General features: G+C 61.0%; 18 protein-coding genes. 4 read left to right on the top strand and 14 right to left on the bottom strand.

Annotated features, from left to right (window positions below):
- Nucleotides 1-4: 4 nt before the first annotated feature.
- The 6 genes from ACS5RD_RS07160 to coxB form a co-directional block, all read right to left on the bottom strand.
- Nucleotides 5-673 carry an SURF1 family protein gene (locus ACS5RD_RS07160; protein ID WP_489930604.1) on the bottom strand — a complete coding sequence of 223 codons (669 nt, stop codon included), beginning with the start codon at nucleotides 671-673 and terminating at the stop codon, nucleotides 5-7.
- Between the two features lie 57 nt (nucleotides 674-730).
- Nucleotides 731-1,537, bottom strand: a complete 807-nt coding sequence (locus tag ACS5RD_RS07155) for a cytochrome c oxidase subunit 3 (protein ID WP_054005693.1) — start codon at nucleotides 1,535-1,537, stop codon at nucleotides 731-733.
- 27 nt (nucleotides 1,538-1,564) lie between these two features.
- Nucleotides 1,565-2,164, bottom strand: a complete 600-nt coding sequence (locus ACS5RD_RS07150; protein WP_489930603.1) for a cytochrome c oxidase assembly protein — start codon at nucleotides 2,162-2,164, stop codon at nucleotides 1,565-1,567.
- Nucleotides 2,161-2,394: a hypothetical protein gene (locus ACS5RD_RS07145; RefSeq protein ID WP_489930602.1), complete on the bottom strand. Its 234-nt coding sequence runs from the start codon at nucleotides 2,392-2,394 to the stop codon at nucleotides 2,161-2,163. Before ACS5RD_RS07145 ends, ACS5RD_RS07150 begins: the two co-directional genes overlap by 4 nt.
- Nucleotides 2,394-3,326, bottom strand: coding sequence for a heme o synthase (cyoE, locus tag ACS5RD_RS07140; protein ID WP_489930601.1), 933 nt, complete (start codon nucleotides 3,324-3,326; stop codon nucleotides 2,394-2,396). The genes ACS5RD_RS07145 and cyoE overlap by 1 nt, the downstream gene beginning before the upstream one ends.
- Nucleotides 3,327-3,394: 68 nt before the next feature.
- A complete protein-coding gene (gene coxB, locus ACS5RD_RS07135; RefSeq protein ID WP_489931347.1) occupies nucleotides 3,395-4,333 on the bottom strand; it encodes a cytochrome c oxidase subunit II in 939 nt (312 codons plus the stop codon).
- Between the two features lie 296 nt (nucleotides 4,334-4,629).
- On the opposite strand from coxB, the gene tldD reads away from it, so the two are divergent.
- Nucleotides 4,630-6,063 carry a metalloprotease TldD gene (tldD, locus tag ACS5RD_RS07130; RefSeq protein WP_489930600.1) on the top strand — a complete coding sequence of 478 codons (1,434 nt, stop codon included), beginning with the start codon at nucleotides 4,630-4,632 and terminating at the stop codon, nucleotides 6,061-6,063.
- Between the two features lie 321 nt (nucleotides 6,064-6,384).
- Here tldD and ACS5RD_RS07125 read toward each other — a convergent pair whose 3' ends face one another.
- The 3 genes from ACS5RD_RS07125 to ACS5RD_RS07115 form a co-directional block, all read right to left on the bottom strand.
- On the bottom strand, nucleotides 6,385-7,506 hold the full coding sequence (locus ACS5RD_RS07125) for an aminotransferase class V-fold PLP-dependent enzyme (protein ID WP_489930599.1): 1,122 nt from the start codon (nucleotides 7,504-7,506) through the stop codon (nucleotides 6,385-6,387).
- A 123-nt stretch (nucleotides 7,507-7,629) separates the two neighbouring features.
- On the bottom strand, nucleotides 7,630-8,088 hold the full coding sequence (locus ACS5RD_RS07120) for an Lrp/AsnC family transcriptional regulator (protein WP_489930598.1): 459 nt from the start codon (nucleotides 8,086-8,088) through the stop codon (nucleotides 7,630-7,632).
- Nucleotides 8,085-8,543, bottom strand: coding sequence for an Lrp/AsnC family transcriptional regulator (locus ACS5RD_RS07115; protein ID WP_054005686.1), 459 nt, complete (start codon nucleotides 8,541-8,543; stop codon nucleotides 8,085-8,087). Before ACS5RD_RS07115 ends, ACS5RD_RS07120 begins: the two co-directional genes overlap by 4 nt.
- 128 nt (nucleotides 8,544-8,671) lie before the next feature.
- On the opposite strand from ACS5RD_RS07115, the gene ilvC reads away from it, so the two are divergent.
- Nucleotides 8,672-9,694, top strand: a complete 1,023-nt coding sequence (ilvC, locus tag ACS5RD_RS07110) for a ketol-acid reductoisomerase (protein WP_054005685.1) — start codon at nucleotides 8,672-8,674, stop codon at nucleotides 9,692-9,694.
- A gap of 83 nt (nucleotides 9,695-9,777) precedes the next feature.
- On the opposite strand, the gene ACS5RD_RS07105 is transcribed toward ilvC, so the two are convergent.
- Nucleotides 9,778-10,455, bottom strand: a complete 678-nt coding sequence (locus ACS5RD_RS07105) for an ArsR/SmtB family transcription factor (protein WP_489930597.1) — start codon at nucleotides 10,453-10,455, stop codon at nucleotides 9,778-9,780.
- A gap of 66 nt (nucleotides 10,456-10,521) precedes the next feature.
- On the opposite strand from ACS5RD_RS07105, the gene ACS5RD_RS07100 reads away from it, so the two are divergent.
- Together ACS5RD_RS07100 and ACS5RD_RS07095 are read left to right on the top strand one after the other, a co-directional pair.
- Complete coding sequence (locus ACS5RD_RS07100; RefSeq protein ID WP_489930596.1) at nucleotides 10,522-10,845, top strand: NIPSNAP family protein; 324 nt, start codon at nucleotides 10,522-10,524, stop codon at nucleotides 10,843-10,845.
- Nucleotides 10,842-11,195 carry an antibiotic biosynthesis monooxygenase family protein gene (locus ACS5RD_RS07095; protein ID WP_489930595.1) on the top strand — a complete coding sequence of 118 codons (354 nt, stop codon included), beginning with the start codon at nucleotides 10,842-10,844 and terminating at the stop codon, nucleotides 11,193-11,195. The genes ACS5RD_RS07100 and ACS5RD_RS07095 overlap by 4 nt, the downstream gene beginning before the upstream one ends.
- Nucleotides 11,196-11,381: 186 nt before the next feature.
- Here ACS5RD_RS07095 and glmM read toward each other — a convergent pair whose 3' ends face one another.
- The 4 genes from glmM to ACS5RD_RS07075 all read right to left on the bottom strand — a co-directional run bounded on the left by glmM (nucleotide 11,382) and on the right by ACS5RD_RS07075 (nucleotide 15,517).
- Nucleotides 11,382-12,725, bottom strand: a complete 1,344-nt coding sequence (glmM, locus tag ACS5RD_RS07090; RefSeq protein WP_489930594.1) for a phosphoglucosamine mutase — start codon at nucleotides 12,723-12,725, stop codon at nucleotides 11,382-11,384.
- Complete coding sequence (gene folP / locus ACS5RD_RS07085; protein ID WP_489930593.1) at nucleotides 12,722-13,732, bottom strand: dihydropteroate synthase; 1,011 nt, start codon at nucleotides 13,730-13,732, stop codon at nucleotides 12,722-12,724. The genes glmM and folP overlap by 4 nt, the downstream gene beginning before the upstream one ends.
- A 45-nt stretch (nucleotides 13,733-13,777) precedes the next feature.
- On the bottom strand, nucleotides 13,778-14,686 hold the full coding sequence (locus ACS5RD_RS07080; RefSeq protein WP_054005679.1) for a dihydroneopterin aldolase: 909 nt from the start codon (nucleotides 14,684-14,686) through the stop codon (nucleotides 13,778-13,780).
- 117 nt (nucleotides 14,687-14,803) lie between these two features.
- Entirely contained in the window at nucleotides 14,804-15,517 is a 714-nt protein-coding gene (locus ACS5RD_RS07075; protein WP_054005678.1) for a cell wall hydrolase, read from the bottom strand.
- Nucleotides 15,518-15,550 lie beyond the last annotated feature (33 nt).

The following is a 15,550-nucleotide window of genomic DNA, read 5'->3' as shown; positions in this document are numbered from 1 at the left end:
CCCCCTAGATTTGCCGCCTGATACGCCAGACCAGCCCCGCTGTCATCATCGCCCACACCAAGGCCAGCGAAAACCAGGTGATCGCATAGCCCCAATGGTCATTGGGAATAGACGAAGTATCCACCGGCATCGCCTCGATCCCGTCACCCGTTGGCGCGCGCGCGACAATAAATGTCGGCTCTGTGTGCAAAACCGCCGCCATCGCCACCGCATCGCGGGCAAACCACATGCCGGTCTTGGCGTCGGGGGGCGGGGTATATTGATTGCTGTCGCGCGGCCACATCAGATTGCCCTGCACCGTCAGATCGGTCACGTGCAATGCCTTGTGCTTGGCCTCATCCGGCAAAAACCCGCGATCCACCAGCAAACGCCGCCCGTCTGCCATCTGCAAAACCGAGATCACCTGCACCCCGGCGCCGATCATCGGCTGGCCAGACAGAACATAAAGCGTCTCGCCGGTAAACCGCCCCGCCGCCAGCACGGGCCGATAGCGATCCCGCTCTGGGTCCAACACCGCAGGTACCGGAACCGCAGGCTCGGAAATCCCCGCCGTCATCTCATCGAGTTGCGCGCGCTTTTCATACATGCGCTGCACTTGCCAGAGGCCAAGGCTGCACAGAAATCCCACGCCAGCCAAACCCAGCAACAGCGCAGACATCAGACGGAATTTCATCAGCAAACCCTGAAAAAGCTGCGCGGGCCACCGGGGCCCGCGCATAGTCTTAGATCGTTATGCGCTGCCCCAGATGTAGACAGCGGCGAACAGGAACAACCAGACCACATCGACGAAGTGCCAGTACCAAGCCGCGGCTTCAAAGCCGACATGCTGTTCCGGGGTGAAATGGCCCTTGTAGGTGCGGATCAGGCAGACCGTCAAAAAGATCGTGCCGATCACCACATGGAAACCATGGAACCCGGTCGCCATGAAGAACGACGCGCCATAGATATTGCCCGCAAAGCCAAAAGCCGCATGGCTGTATTCATAAGCTTGGAAGAAGGTAAACAGCATCCCCAGCACAATCGCCAGGATCAAGCCCTGCTTCATCGCCGCGCGGTTGTTGTTCTCATGCACCAAAGCGTGGTGCGCCCAAGTCGCGGCACAACCCGAGCAGAGCAGGATCAGCGTGTTGATCAGCGGCAGATGCCACGGGTCGAACATCACGATGCCTTCTGGCGGCCAAACGCCATCTTTCAGCGGCGACAGCGGCCCCATCGGATACATCGCGTGTTTGAAGAAGGTCCAGAACCACGCCGAGAAGAACATCACTTCCGACATGATGAACAGGATAAAGCCATAGCGCAGGCCGATCCGTACGACGGGCGTGTGATCGCCAGTCTGGCCCTCATGCACCACTTCCGACCACCACGCATACATGGTGTAAAGCACGCCCGCGAGGCCGATCAACCCCACGAATGGGTGCGAGCCGTGCATCCACAGCACGAAGCCAAACAGCATGACAAACGCGCTGGCAGCCCCGAAAAACGGCCAGATCGACGGCGGAAGAATGTGGTAATCGTGGTTCTTGGCGTGGGCCATGGTCGGGTTCCCTCGGTTTTCTTGTCTTTATTCTATAAGCTTGGTAGGCGTCTCGGCAAGAGCCGGGGCCACCGTATTGGCAGCCTGCTTTTGCGGAATATCGGCGACGTGGAAGGTGTAAGACAGTGTGATCTCTTTGATCAGACTGGCTTCCGGGTCTTTCACAATCGACGGATCGACGTAGAAACTCACCGGCATCTGCACCCGCTCACCGGGTTGCAAAATCTGCTCGGTGAAGCAGAAACACTCAATCTTGGTGAAATAGCCGCCCGATTGATCTGGCGTGACATTATAGCTGGCCTGCCCGCCCACCGCTTTGTCAGTCGGGTTATAGGCCTCAAAGAACGCAAGGCCCGTCTCACCGATGCGCAGTTCCATCGACGGCTGCACCGCGCGGAACTGCCAAGGCATCCCGGCTTCGAGCGAAGCGTCAAAGCGGATTTTCACCGTTTGATCCAGAATTTCATCCGCGCCCGTTGCTGCCACCGAAGTCGTGCCCGCATAGCCCGTCACCCGGCAGAACCAGTTGTAAAACGGCACCGCCGCGAAGGACAAAGACAGCATCACCACCGCAACCCCTGCCAGCAGGGCGGCGGTTTTCTTTTGCGCGTCGACAGACTTTCTCATGGGCTCACCGCTGGAGCGGCAGGCGCAGGCGCAGGCAATTCCGGCGCAATCGGCTGGGTCGATCCCAGCATCCCCGGCGCGTCATTGGCATGGCCCAGATCGCCGTTGGTCACTTTCACCACGGTCAGCGCAAACACCAGCGCGACAAAGCAGACCAGCGTCAGCCCAACGCCCAGATTGCGCGAAAACCGCCTGCGGTGAATCTCATGTTCCGGTGCCGGAAACGCCATCACCAGCCCCCCATGCCAGAGCTGTGCAGCACAACCTCTACCAAAAGTGCGGTAAAATGCAGGAACAGATATAGCAGCGAAAAGCGGAATACCGCTTTCTCCACCTTATAGCTATCCGCCTCAGCCATAACCTCATCCCGCTTCCAGATCCGATACGCCCCGCGCAGGAACTCGGCGTTCAGCAACACCGACACCGCCAGATAGACCGGCCCGCCGATTGAGGTGAAGCCCAAGCCCAGCGCGAACGGGATCAGCGCCAAAGTATAGACCAGCACATGATTGCGGGTCACTTTCTTGCCATGCGTCACCGTCAGCATCGGCACACCCGCCTTGGAATAATCCTCGTTCATGAACAAAGCCAAAGCCCAGAAATGCGGCGGCGTCCACATGAAGATCAGCATGAACATCAGGCCTGCCTCAACCGAGATCGAACCCGTTGCCGCCACCCAGCCGATCATCGGAGGAAACGCGCCAGCCGCCCCGCCAATCACGATATTCTGCGGCGTCGAACGTTTCAGCCACATCGAATAGACCACGGCATAAAAGAAAATCGTGAACGCCAACAGCGCGCCCGCCAGAATATTTGTCGCCAGCGCCAGCATCACCACCGAGATACCCGACAACGCCAGCCCAATCGCCAAAGCTTCCCCAGGCTGCACCAGACCCGCAGGCACCGGACGCCCCTTGGTGCGCCGCATGATCGCGTCAATATCGGCATCCCACCACATATTCAGCGCCCCAGACGCGCCCGCGCCCAAAGCAATGAACAGGATCGCGGTAAAGCTGACCACCGGATGCAGATGCACAGGCGCCACCAACAGCCCCACCATCGCAGTGAACACCACAAGCGACATCACGCGCGGCTTCAACAGCTGCACGAAATCGCCAAATCCCGCTTCTTTCGGGGCCTCAAAAGACCGGATATCGGTCATAACGTCCTGGCTTTCTGGTCTAACGCGGGCCCCCAAAACCGGAGGCCCGCTGTGCCGTAGCTTGGGTCTCAGTTCGACGCGAGCCGCAGATTGCCCGTCGTGGTGGCTTGCGCGATCCACGCATCATACGCCGCTTGGCTGACCACTTTCACCGTGATCGGCATATAGGCATGGTCTTTGCCGCACAAAGTGGTGCATTGGCCAAAGTAGATGCCCTCACGATCCGCCTTGAACCACAACTGGCCCAATCGACCGGGAACCGCCGATTGCATCACACCAAACGCAGGCATCGCCCAAGCGTGGATCACATCCGCACCCGTCACCTGCATCACCACGGTCTTGCCCACAGGAATCACCACGGCATTGTCGGTGGCCAACAGGAAATCTTCTTTGGTGTAGCCGTAGTAAGCCAGCTTCTTCACCGCCACATCGCTCATCACGCCCGCGGTCGACATCGGCTGATCATCGCCCCAGCCCGCTGCCGCGTCGTCAATCTTCATTGCGCCATCAATGCGGAAGGCATCAAACTTCAGCGTATCCGCCTCACCCACCTTCACATCCGGGTATTCATACGACCAATACCATTGGTTGCCCGTCGCTTTGATGGTGATGTCCGCCACCGGAATTTCCTGCTGCGTGAACAGCGCGGGCAGCGAGAACGAGCCGATGAACACCAGAATCAGGATCGGAATGATCGTCCATGCCACTTCCAACGGCGAGTTATGCGTGAAGGTCGCAGGCACCGGGTTCCGCTTCCGGTTGAAGCGGATCATGATGTAGACCAACAGCAGGGTCACAAACGCCACGATCACCGTGATGATGACCAAGATCATGTGATCCAGCCACTGCAGATCGCGGGCGATGTTGGTCGCCGCTGGCTGATGCTCGGTGCCATACGGAACCGGAGCCCCCACGGTTTCCAATGCTTGCGCCAAGGCGAAGCTAGGCTGCATAAGCAGACCAAGGCTGGCAGCCGCAACAGCGTTGAAAGTCGACTTAAGACGCATGTTCATTTCCCGTATCCAAGGGCAGCTTTCACGCCACCTTTTTGACCATGCCCAAACAGGGGGCAGAATCCCGTTATCTCTGGCCTGTGAAACCATATTAGCCGCTTCCCGACAAGAGTAAGCTGCGGCAAAACCGCGCCAGTTGACCAAGATCAAAGCAAAAATCCCACGGCTTGGCGCTGGCCATCCGCGCGGGGCGCGCTACGAAAACCCCAAACCCCGCCTTGCGATGCCCCTGCCCGCCGCCTAAGTTCGTTTCAACCGGGCCAAATCGCGCCCTGAAAGGCCCTGTCCTGATGTCCACCGCCACAACCGACGCCCCGTTCCGCCCGTTTGAATCTCATCTCGATGAAGCCACCGCCCTCGCCACCCTGCGCGAAGCCACCGCAGGCGCGGATGATGGCGAGCTGTTCTTTGAACGCCGCCGCTCCGAAGCCATCGTGCTCGACGATGGCCGCATCAAAAACGCCAGCTACGACGCCTCCGAAGGTTTTGGGTTGCGCGCCGTGCGCGGCGAAGTTGCAGGCTACGCCCATTCGACTGAGATCTCCGAGTCCGCGCTGAAACGCGCCTCGGAAACCGCCCGCCTTGCCGTAGGTGATGGCGGCGGCACCCTCGCTGATGCCCCAAAACGCACCAATATCAAACTCTACAGCGACGCCGACCCGATGGCCGACGCGGTCTTCGCCGTGAAAATCGACCTCCTGAAAGAGATCGACGCCTACGCCCGCGCGCTTGATCCCCGCGTCGTGCAAGTCTCGGCCACCATCGCCGCTGGTCTGCAAGAGGTCGAAATTCTGCGCCCCGAAGGCCTGCGCTATACCGATGTGCGCCCAATGGCCCGGATGAATGTCTCGGTGATCATCGAATCCAACGGCAAACGCGAGCAAGGCGGCACCGGCGGCGGTGGCCGCTACGGCCTCGCAGGCCTGATGGAACCCAGCCACTGGCAGCCGATGCTGAAAGAAGCCCTGCGTATTGCGCTTGTGAACCTCGATGCCGTCCCCGCCCCCGCTGGCATGATGGACGTGGTCCTCGGCCCCGGCTGGCCCGGTATCCTGCTGCACGAAGCCATCGGCCATGGCCTTGAAGGCGATTTCAACCGCAAGAAAACCTCTGCGTTCGCAGGCCTGATGGGCCAAATGATCGCAGCCCCCGGTGTGACGGTGCTGGATGACGGCACCATCCCCAACCGTCGCGGCTCCATTTCTGTCGATGACGAAGGCACACCCTCGCAGAAAAACACCCTGATCGAAGACGGCCGCTTGGTCGGCTTCATGCAAGATCGCCAAAACGCCCGCCTGATGGGGGTTGCCGCCACCGGAAACGGACGCCGCGAAAGCTACGCCCATATCCCTATGCCCCGGATGACCAACACCTATATGCTGTCGGGCAAAGACGACCCCGCAGGCATCGTGGCGTCGCTCAAAGACGGCATCTACGCTGTCGGCTTCGGCGGCGGCCAAGTCGACATCACCAACGGCAAATTCGTGTTCAGTTGCACCGAAGCCTACCGCGTCCGCAATGGCGTGATCGGCGAAGCGGTGAAAGGGGCCACCCTGATCGGCGACGGCGCCACCGCCCTCAAGCAAATCCGCGCCATCGGCAACGACCTGAAACTAGATCCCGGCATCGGCAACTGCGGCAAAGCCGGCCAATGGGTGCCTGTCGGCGTCGGCCAACCCACCCTGCTGATCGGCGGCCTGACAATCGGCGGCTCGCAAACCTGAGGCGGCCTCCAGGACGATTTTCAACACGAAAATCGTGGCCCGGCCCAAACGCTCCACACATCCAGCAGGCCGCAGCACGCGGCCTGTCCACTTGGGCACCACCCCCGGACTTGCTCTTTTCGAAATACTCCCGTGCGGAGCACTCCCGCCGCCGCATCCGAAACAACGGCCCAGAACCCCGCAGACCCGCACCACAAGACCACGATTTTCGGCCTTCCCGAAAATCGGCGCCGTGGCAGCCGAATACTTACCAAAGCGTTAACGCTCCCCCATTAACTCCTTGATTCATAACAAACCCCACCTCTGTCCACGCGTGGACACTCACAAAACCGCGTCCACCCCGCGCCGCAACCGCGCCACCGTCGCCGCCACGTCCGCTAGTTTATCCAGCCCAAACAACCCCAGCCGGAAGGTGCGGAACTCAGCCCCCTCCCCCACCTGCAACGGCACCCCGGCGGCAATCTGCATCCCCAAAGCCCGGAATTTTGATCCATTCTGCACCGCCGGATCCTCGGTGAAACTCACCACCACACCCGGAGCCTGAAATCCCGCCGCTGCCACCGAAGCCACGCCCTTCTCGGCCAACATCGCCCGCACAGCGCTCCCCAATTCCCACTGGGCCACCTTTGCCTCCGCAAACCCCATCTCCCGCGTTTCCAGCATCGCATCGCGAAACCCAACGATGGCATCCGTCGGCATCGTGGCATGATAGGCGTGGCCACCGCCCTCATAAGCCGCCATGATCGACCGCCACTTCTTCAAATCCAGCGCAAAACTGTTCGAGTTCGTCTCCGCCAGCCGAGCCTCCGCAAGCGCGCTCATCACCACAATCCCCACGGCAGGCGAAGCCGACCACCCCTTCTGCGGCGCGGAAATCAACACATCCACGCCAGTCGCTTCCATATCCACCCAAACGCAGCCCGAGGCGATGCAATCCAGCACCATCAGCGCCCCCACCTCATGCGCCACCGCCGCCATGGCAGCGATATAATCATCCGGCAGAATGATCCCCGAAGAGGTCTCGACATGCGGCGCAAATACCGCATCGGGCTTCGTCTCGCGGATCTTCGCACAGACCTCCTCCACCGGCGGCGGTGCAAAAGCCGCCTGCGCCCCATTCCCCGAGGCCCGCGCCATCACCACCGTCGGCTCCGAAAACCCACCCGCCTCAAAAATCTGACTCCAGCGATACGAAAACCAGCCATTCCGCACGATCAAAGCAGAGCCCTGCCCGAACTGCCGCGCCACCGACTCCATCGCATAGGTGCCGCCGCCCGGCACCAAAGCCACCGCCGTCCCGTTATAGACCTCGCGCAATAGCCCCGAAACCTCGCGCATCACGCCCTGAAACTTCGCCGACATGTGGTTCAGACTGCGGTCGGTGAACACCACCGAGAATTCTTCCAAACCATCCGGGTCGACATGAGCATGTGGCAGTTTCATCGCGGCACTCCTTGCAAAGCTTTAAGCGCAATCTAGCGCCAATTTCCGCCAAAGCGGTATGAAAACCGACAGCATTCTTTCGCTTTTGACCGAAGGCAGTTTGCTGAAAATCGCGACAATGCGCTACCCCAACGGCCCCGGCCTGCGCTCCTCGGTCAACAACACATTCGCCTCGACCTGCCCCACCCCCGGCAGAGTCATGATCCTACGACGCAAAACCCGCTCAAAATCCGCAATGTCCCGCGCCACCACCCGCAATCGGTAATCGAACAGGCCCAGCACATGCTGCACCACCTGCACTTCAGGGATCGCCATCACCGCCCGCTCAAAATCCTCCAAGGATACCCGTCCCTTGGTCGCCAGCTTCACCCCCAGAAACACCGTCACGCCAAAGCCCAAAGCCGCGCGATCCGCATCCACCCGCGCGCCTGCGATCACCCCCGCCGCCTCCAGCCGCTTCACCCGTCGCCACGTCGCTGGCTGTGACAGCCCAAATCGTCGGCCCAATTCACCCGCCGACACCCCGGCATCCAACGCCAAAGCACGCAAAATCGCCCGGTCCAAGTCATCAAGGTCGATCACAGCGGCAACCCCTCGCTATCTTTAATCGTCGCAATCAGCATCAGCGCATCGACCTCGGCGATATGCGGCAAAGCCAGAATCCGCTGCCGATACACCGCCTGATACTGCGCCATATCCCGCGCGATCACGTTCAGCCGCACATCGACCCGGCCTAAGAAGGTTTCTATCGCCACCACCTCCGGCACCTCACGCGCGGCGGCGATAAACTCGTCAAACGCCCGGGGATTGGTCTTATCCAGCGTAAAGCGCAGCGAAACCTCCACCTCATAGCCCAGCTTGCGCCAGTCAATCCGCGCCTGCGCAACCCCGATCACGCCCGCCAAAGCCAACCGTTCCAGCCGGCGCGACAAGGTGGCCTGCGTCACCCCGGCCCGATCTGCCAACGCGCTGCGCGTTAACGTAGGCTCGCTCAGGTGATGACGCAAAATCCTGCGGTCGGCCTCGTCAAGCTGCATGATTTCATCACCAATTCGAAATATGACGCATGATCCATCCACTAAACTGCAAAATTAGTCAAACAATGCACGCGAAACACCGCAAAAATCCCTATGCTCCGCCCCATCAACCAAGAAGGAGCGCCCAAATGCGCGTTTATTACGACCGTGACTGCGATGTGAACATCATCAAGGACAAAAAAGTCGCCATCCTCGGCTACGGCAGCCAAGGCCATGCCCATGCGCTGAACCTGCGCGATTCGGGTGCGAAGAACCTTGTCGTGGCACTCCGCGAAGGCTCGCCTTCCGCCAAAAAAGCCGAAGGCGAAGGCCTGAAGGTCATGGGCATCGCAGAAGCCGCCGCTTGGGCCGATCTGATCATGTTCACCATGCCCGACGAATTGCAGGCTGAAACCTACAAGAAATACGTCCACGACAACATCCGTGAAGGTGCGGCTATTGCTTTCGCCCACGGCTTGAACATCCATTTCGGCCTGATCGAGCCGAAAAAGGGCGTCGACATCATCATGATGGCCCCCAAAGGCCCCGGCCACACCGTGCGCGGCGAATACACCAAAGGCGGCGGCGTGCCTTGTTTGGTGGCCGTACACACCGACGCAACCGGCAAGGCGATGGAGCTGGGCCTGTCCTATTGCTCGGGCATCGGTGGCGGTCGTTCCGGCATCATCGAGACCAACTTCCGCCAAGAATGCGAAACCGACCTGTTCGGCGAACAAGCCGTTCTCTGCGGTGGTTTGGTTGAACTGATCCGTATGGGCTTTGAAACCCTGGTCGAAGCTGGCTACGAGCCGGAAATGGCCTATTTCGAATGCCTGCACGAAGTGAAACTGATCGTCGACCTGATCTATGAAGGCGGCATCGCCAACATGGACTACTCGATCTCGAACACCGCAGAATACGGCCAATACGTCTCCGGCCCGCGCATCCTGCCGTATGACGAGACCAAGGCCCGCATGAAAGCCGTGCTGTCCGACATCCAATCCGGCAAATTCGTCCGCGACTTCATGCTGGAAAACGCTGTTGGCCAGCCGACGATCAAAGCGTCGCGTCGTTCCAACGACGAGCATCAGATCGAACTGGTCGGCAAAAAACTGCGCGACATGATGCCGTGGATTTCCAAAGGCAAGATGGTCGACCGCGCACGGAACTGATCGGGCGACGGGGTAGAGCCCAGCCCTACGATAATGACAAAGGCCGGAGCATTGCTTCGGCCTTTTGCGTTTACAGCGCAGCGCTAAACCCCAAATACCGCCTCAAACCTCTCCACCCCCGCCGGATTAAACACCACCGCGCGGCCCGCAGGTTCGCGCTTCAGCCAGCTTTTCGCCTCCATTGCTGCAAGCAAGGCCCGCCCCAAGCTGCCCGCCAGATGGCTGCGACGTTCTGACCAATCCAGACAACACAGGCAGACAGCCCCTCGCCCCAGCTGCAAGCGCGTCAGATCAACGCCAAACCCAGCCACAAATTCCGCGCCCGCTGCGGTCAGCGCCACTGTCTCGCCCTCGGTAACAAAGCCGGATGTGCGCAGGAAATCAAACATCTGCACCCCGCGCCGCCCGGCCAGATGGTTGTAGCACACCCGTGCCTCGCGCAGCGCTTGATCCTTCGGCCCGGTGCGCAGCCGCAACAAGCCTTGACCCGAGGCAAAGCCCATCAGCGCCTCCAGCAACTGCGCCGCCTCTGGTCCAGCCAGCCGAAAATAGCGGTGCCGCCCCTGCTTGTCGCCCGCGATCAGCCCGCCGTCAGCCAGTTTCGCCAAATGGCCCGAGGCGGTGGGCAGGCTGACCCCGGCCTCCTCTGCCAATTCGCTCGCCGTCAGCGCCTTGCCCGCCATCAAAGCGGTCAGGATATTGGCGCGGCCGGGATCGCCGATCAGCGCCGCGATGCGGGATATGTCTGGACCTTCCTTCATAGTTTGATTTTGGCCGAAGCATTCGCGTGCGTCAATATGCTAGGAAAGCGTAAGAAGGAGACCACAATGCTGACCTGTATCATCCGCTATCACATCGACCCGACCAAGAAGCCGCAATTCGCCGAATATGCCCGCAACTGGGGCCAAGCCATTCCGCGCTGCGGTGCCGATCTGATCGGCTACTATGCCCCGCATGAAGGCTCATCGACCCTCGCCTATGGCATCTACAACATTGCCTCGCTTGCCGCTTATGAGGCCTATCGGGCGCGGTTGGCCGACGATCCGTTGGGCCGCGCCAACTATGAATTTGCCCAATCCGAGAAATTCCTGCTGCGCGAAGACCGCAGCTTCCTGCGCTGCGTTTCCACCCCGCATGGAGCCGTAGCATGATCGCGGTGATTTTTGAGGTGGAACTGGCCGAGGACCGCGAGGCCGATTACCTCGCCCATGCCGCTCTGTTGCGCCCGTTGTTGGAGGCTGATGCAGGCTTTCTCAGCGTTGAGCGGTTTCGCAGCCTGACAAACCTCGACAAACTGCTGTCGCTGTCGTTCTTCGCCGACGAAGCCGCCGTCGCCCGCTGGCGTGCCCTGCCGCAGCATCGCCAATCCCAAACCGAGGGCCGCGCTGGCATCTTCGCCGATTACCGCCTGCGCGTGGCCGAAGTGCAGCGCGACTATGGCTTGATGAACCGAGTTGAAGCTCCGACGGATTCACGCATCTTGCATGAGCCGAATGTTTAAAACGGCTTGCGATTTATCTGACCGAAGGAGGATCACAATTCGCGCAGGTCTTGGCGCGAATTGTGATCCAAGATCAACGCAAACCGCTCTAAGATCGGATTAACACTGATGAAGATGGAGTTAACGCAGATCATCAAGCGATTGATATTACTATATTTTACAAACGGTCCCAACTCGGGACCACCCTTACACCGCAGCCTGAACCGCGCTGACAATCTCATCGACCACGCAACGCAGCATCGCCTCATCCTCACATTCCGCCATCACCCGGATCAGCGGTTCGGTGCCGGATTTGCGGATCAAAATCCGCCCCTTGCCCTTGATCTCGGCTTCCTTCGCCGCAATCACCGCCTTGACGCCCGCTGCCTTCAAAGGCTCCAACCCCGGCGCATAGCGGACATTTTTCAACATCTGCGGCACAGTTTCAAACTGCCGCACCAATGCGCTGGCCGCCAACCCCGACCGCGCCATCTCGGCCAGAAACTGCAAGCCCGCGATCAAGCCATCGCCAGTCGTCGCATAATCGGTCATCACGATATGCCCCGACTGCTCACCGCCAAGATTGAACCCGCCGCGCCGCATCGCCTCAACCACATACCGGTCCCCAACGGAGGTCCGCTCCAACCGCAGGCCGCGTCCAGTCATGAACCGCTCCAGCCCCAGATTGGACATCACGGTGGCAACCAGAGTGCCGCCCTGCAACCGCCCCTCATCCGCCCAGCGCCCCGCCAGCAGCGCCATAATCTGATCGCCGTCAGCCACCCGGCCCATCTCGTCCAAGATCATCACCCGGTCAGCATCGCCGTCCAGCGAAATCCCAACATGCGCGCCATGTGCCACCACAGCCTCTGCCGCCGTTTGGGTATACGTCGAGCCACAGCGCTCGTTGATATTCTTGCCGTTCGGGCTGACCCCAACCGGGATCACCTCGGCGCCCAGTTCCCACAGCACTTCCGGTGCTGCTTTGTAGGCAGCCCCGTTGGCGCAGTCGATCACCACTTTCAAGCCGTCCAAGCGCAGCCCACCGGGGAAGGTGGTCTTGACGAACTCCTGATAGCGCCCCACCGCATCGTCGATCCGTTTGGCGCGGCCAATATTCTCGGGTGGGGCAAGTTTCGGATCGGCCTCAACCATCGCTTCAATCTCGACCTCGGCGGCGTCGGACAGCTTGAAGCCATCCGGGCCAAAGAACTTGATGCCGTTGTCATAATGTGGGTTGTGGCTGGCGCTGATCATCACGCCGAGGTCAGCCCGCATTGAACGGGTCAGGAAGCCCACCGCGGGGGTAGGCACCGGGCCGAGCAGCAGCACGTTCATGCCGGTAGAGGTCAGGCCCGCAGTCAAAGCGTTCTCCAGCATATAACCTGACAACCGGGTGTCCTTGCCGATCACCACCCGATGGGCCGTAGATCCATCGCGGCGGAAAAACTGGCCCGCTGCGGCTCCCAGTTTCAAGGCCATCTCAGCGGTCATCGGATAGGTGTTGGCGGTGCCACGCACGCCGTCGGTGCCGAAAAGTTTGCGGGTCATGCTGCTCCTCCTGTTGTTGCGGCTTGCCATAGGGATAGCGCCTGCCGGGTTTCGGCCACATCATGCACGCGGATCATCTGCATCCCCTGCGCCACCCCGGCGAGGGCCACGGCCAGACTGCCGGGCAGGCGTTTTTGCGCATCGGCCTCGGCGCTGATCGTGCCGATGAAACGTTTGCGCGAGGCCCCCAGCAAGACCGGGACGCCCAGATTGTGAAACAGCGACAGCCGCGACAGCAGGGTCAGGTTATGCTGCAGGGTTTTGCCAAAGCCGATGCCGGGGTCAATCGCCAGCTTATCACGCGGGATACCTGCCGCTTCAGCCTCTGCCAGACGGGCGGCGAGGGCGTCGTACACGTCCAGCAGCACATCGTCATAATGCGGGTCAATTTGCATCCTGTCCGGCGTGGCGATGGAGTGCATCAGGATCACCGGGCGGCCCGAGGCCGCCGCGACCGCCGCCATCGCAGGATCGAATTGCAGTGCCGTCACATCGTTCAGGATCGTCGCCCCAGCCGCGAAAGCCGCCTTGGCAACGGATGCCTTACGGGTGTCGATAGAGATTGCCACATCAAGGCCACCGTCGCGCAACGCCGCAATGACGGGAGCCGTGCGGGCAGTTTCTTCATCGGCCAAAACTTCAACTGCGCCGGGGCGGGTGCTTTCGCCGCCGATGTCGAGAATATCCGCCCCTGCCGCCATCTTGCGCGCCTGCATCAGCGCCGCTTCCGGGCGCAGGAACAACCCGCCATCAGAGAAACTGTCGGGAGTGACGTTCAGGATGCCCATGATACGCGGGCGGTCCATCGACAAGCCGCCGAAATCGGGGCGCTTGGCGGAAAGCCTGCGCCGGGTCTCATCATCCAGATCCGACACCGGCACCAGCATCGGCAGCGCGTCCCGGTCGATCACTTCAACATGCGAAAACCAGCACCAACCGCCTGCAATCGGCAAAGCGTCAGCGGGGCGGGCGGGGTCGGTCATCGGGATAGGGCGGATATAGGTCATGACCCTGTGGTAAAACTCTGAACCTTGTGTCGCAAGGGGGAAGCTTCAGGCCTGTTCCACCCGCACGCGGCTTCCCGCCGGAAGTGCAACATCGCCGTGAACCACCAAACGATCCGCCGCCATCAATTCCGCCAGCCACAGTGCTAGCGCCACCGGCTCGCGGCTGTGCGGGCCATCAACGGCGTCCAGCACCAGTTTCGACGGTGCCCACACCACCATCTGCCCGCGCTTGATCGCCCAGTCGATTTCGGTGCGCGTCGCCATCACCACACAGCGCGGATCGCGGGCGGCCAGAACCCACGCGTTCTGCTCAATGGCCAACAAGTCAACGCGGCGCTGCGTCGGCTTATGCCCGGTTTGCGGGCGCGCCATATCTGGCAGGCCCACGGTCAGGATCACCGGGCGGCCTTGCGCCTGCCAATGATCCAACCGGGTTTCCAGATCAGCCGCCATGATCGCGGCATTGTCGAGGAAGACCACCAACGGATGCACGGCGGCTTCTTCGCCATCCTGCCCCATCACCTTGACGGCGGTCTCGGCGCGGCTGCGCACGATTTCCACACCGAGTTTATAGGGGCCGACATCCAGCTTTTCGATCCGCACGAAGACGCGCATCGCTTGCGGCTCGGCGAGGATGCGTTCGGCAAGGCGTTCGGCGAGGGTTTCCAGCAGATTCAGACGTTCAGCGGCGAGTTCCGCCGCAATCGCTTCGGTCAGCGTGTCATAGGACAGGATCAGATCAACGTCGTCGTTCAGCGGCTCCACCGCCGGACGGACCTCGACCACGATGTTGAACAGCACACGCTGGGTGTGGCCACGTTCTTTCTGAAACGCACCAATATCCACCTCGACGATATGATCGCGCAGGCTGATGCGATCACGCGGATCGGCGGTGGCCGAGGCGATGGAACGCTCCTCTGGGTGGGCGAAGGCTTGGTCAATGTCGCTGGTCATGGGGCCCCCGAAAGGCGAAACGCGTTCAGGGCAAGCTATAGCCTGCCCCGCACAGCGCCTAGTCCGAACCCGACAGGAAGCGCAAGGGGCGCGACTTATGGATCCGTGAAGTCCAGCTTACGGCTGGCGATAAAACAGATGCGAGCCGATGGCGGCGGTGCGAGCAAACTGGCGCGACCACGACGGGCTGACGGCGCGGGTGTGGAAATAGGTGGCCCCAGCGGTCAGCTGACGCGGGGCACCATCCAGCATCACGCGGGCGATGCGGCCAGCCACATCGGCGGGACCGGGTTCGGTCATCACGTCTTTGTTGCCATCGCAGGAATAGGAAAACGCGCAAGACCCACTGCCGCGCTGCTGCACGACGCCGCAGATGGTTTTGGGATAGCGCGGGCTGTCGACACGGTTCAGCACGACTTCGGCCACCGCGAACTGACCTTGCAGGGTTTCGCCACGGCTCTCGAAGTAGATCGCGGTTTTCAGACATTGCCATTGCGCGTCGCCGATAGGCGCGGGTTGCGCCATCAGCCAATCGGCAGTGTAGCTGATCAGAACCGGGTTTTGCAGTTCGGTCTTCTTGTCAGCCTTCGCCGCCTTGACGGGCTTCTGCGCCTCGGGGACGACCGCTTTCGGCCCCACCGCCATCGCCGTCAGTTTGCCCTCTGGCAGCGCATCGAACGCCTTGTGTTCCGCCCCAAACAAGGACGCCATTTGCGAGCCCATCAGCAAGGTGGGGTCGTTGGAATGGCTTACCGTCACATCGGCAAAGGCCGCCCCGCTGAGGACGCAAAGCGCCGCAGCGGCACTCGTCCAGGCTTGGTGGAAGCGCATATATCAGTATCCCGGTCTGTTTCAGCAACGCCG

It is taken from the genome of Cypionkella sp. PAMC25878, from assembly GCF_058135695.1.
Note: the sequence above shows the minus strand (reverse complement) of the source record. Positions and strands in the feature narration are given on the sequence as shown.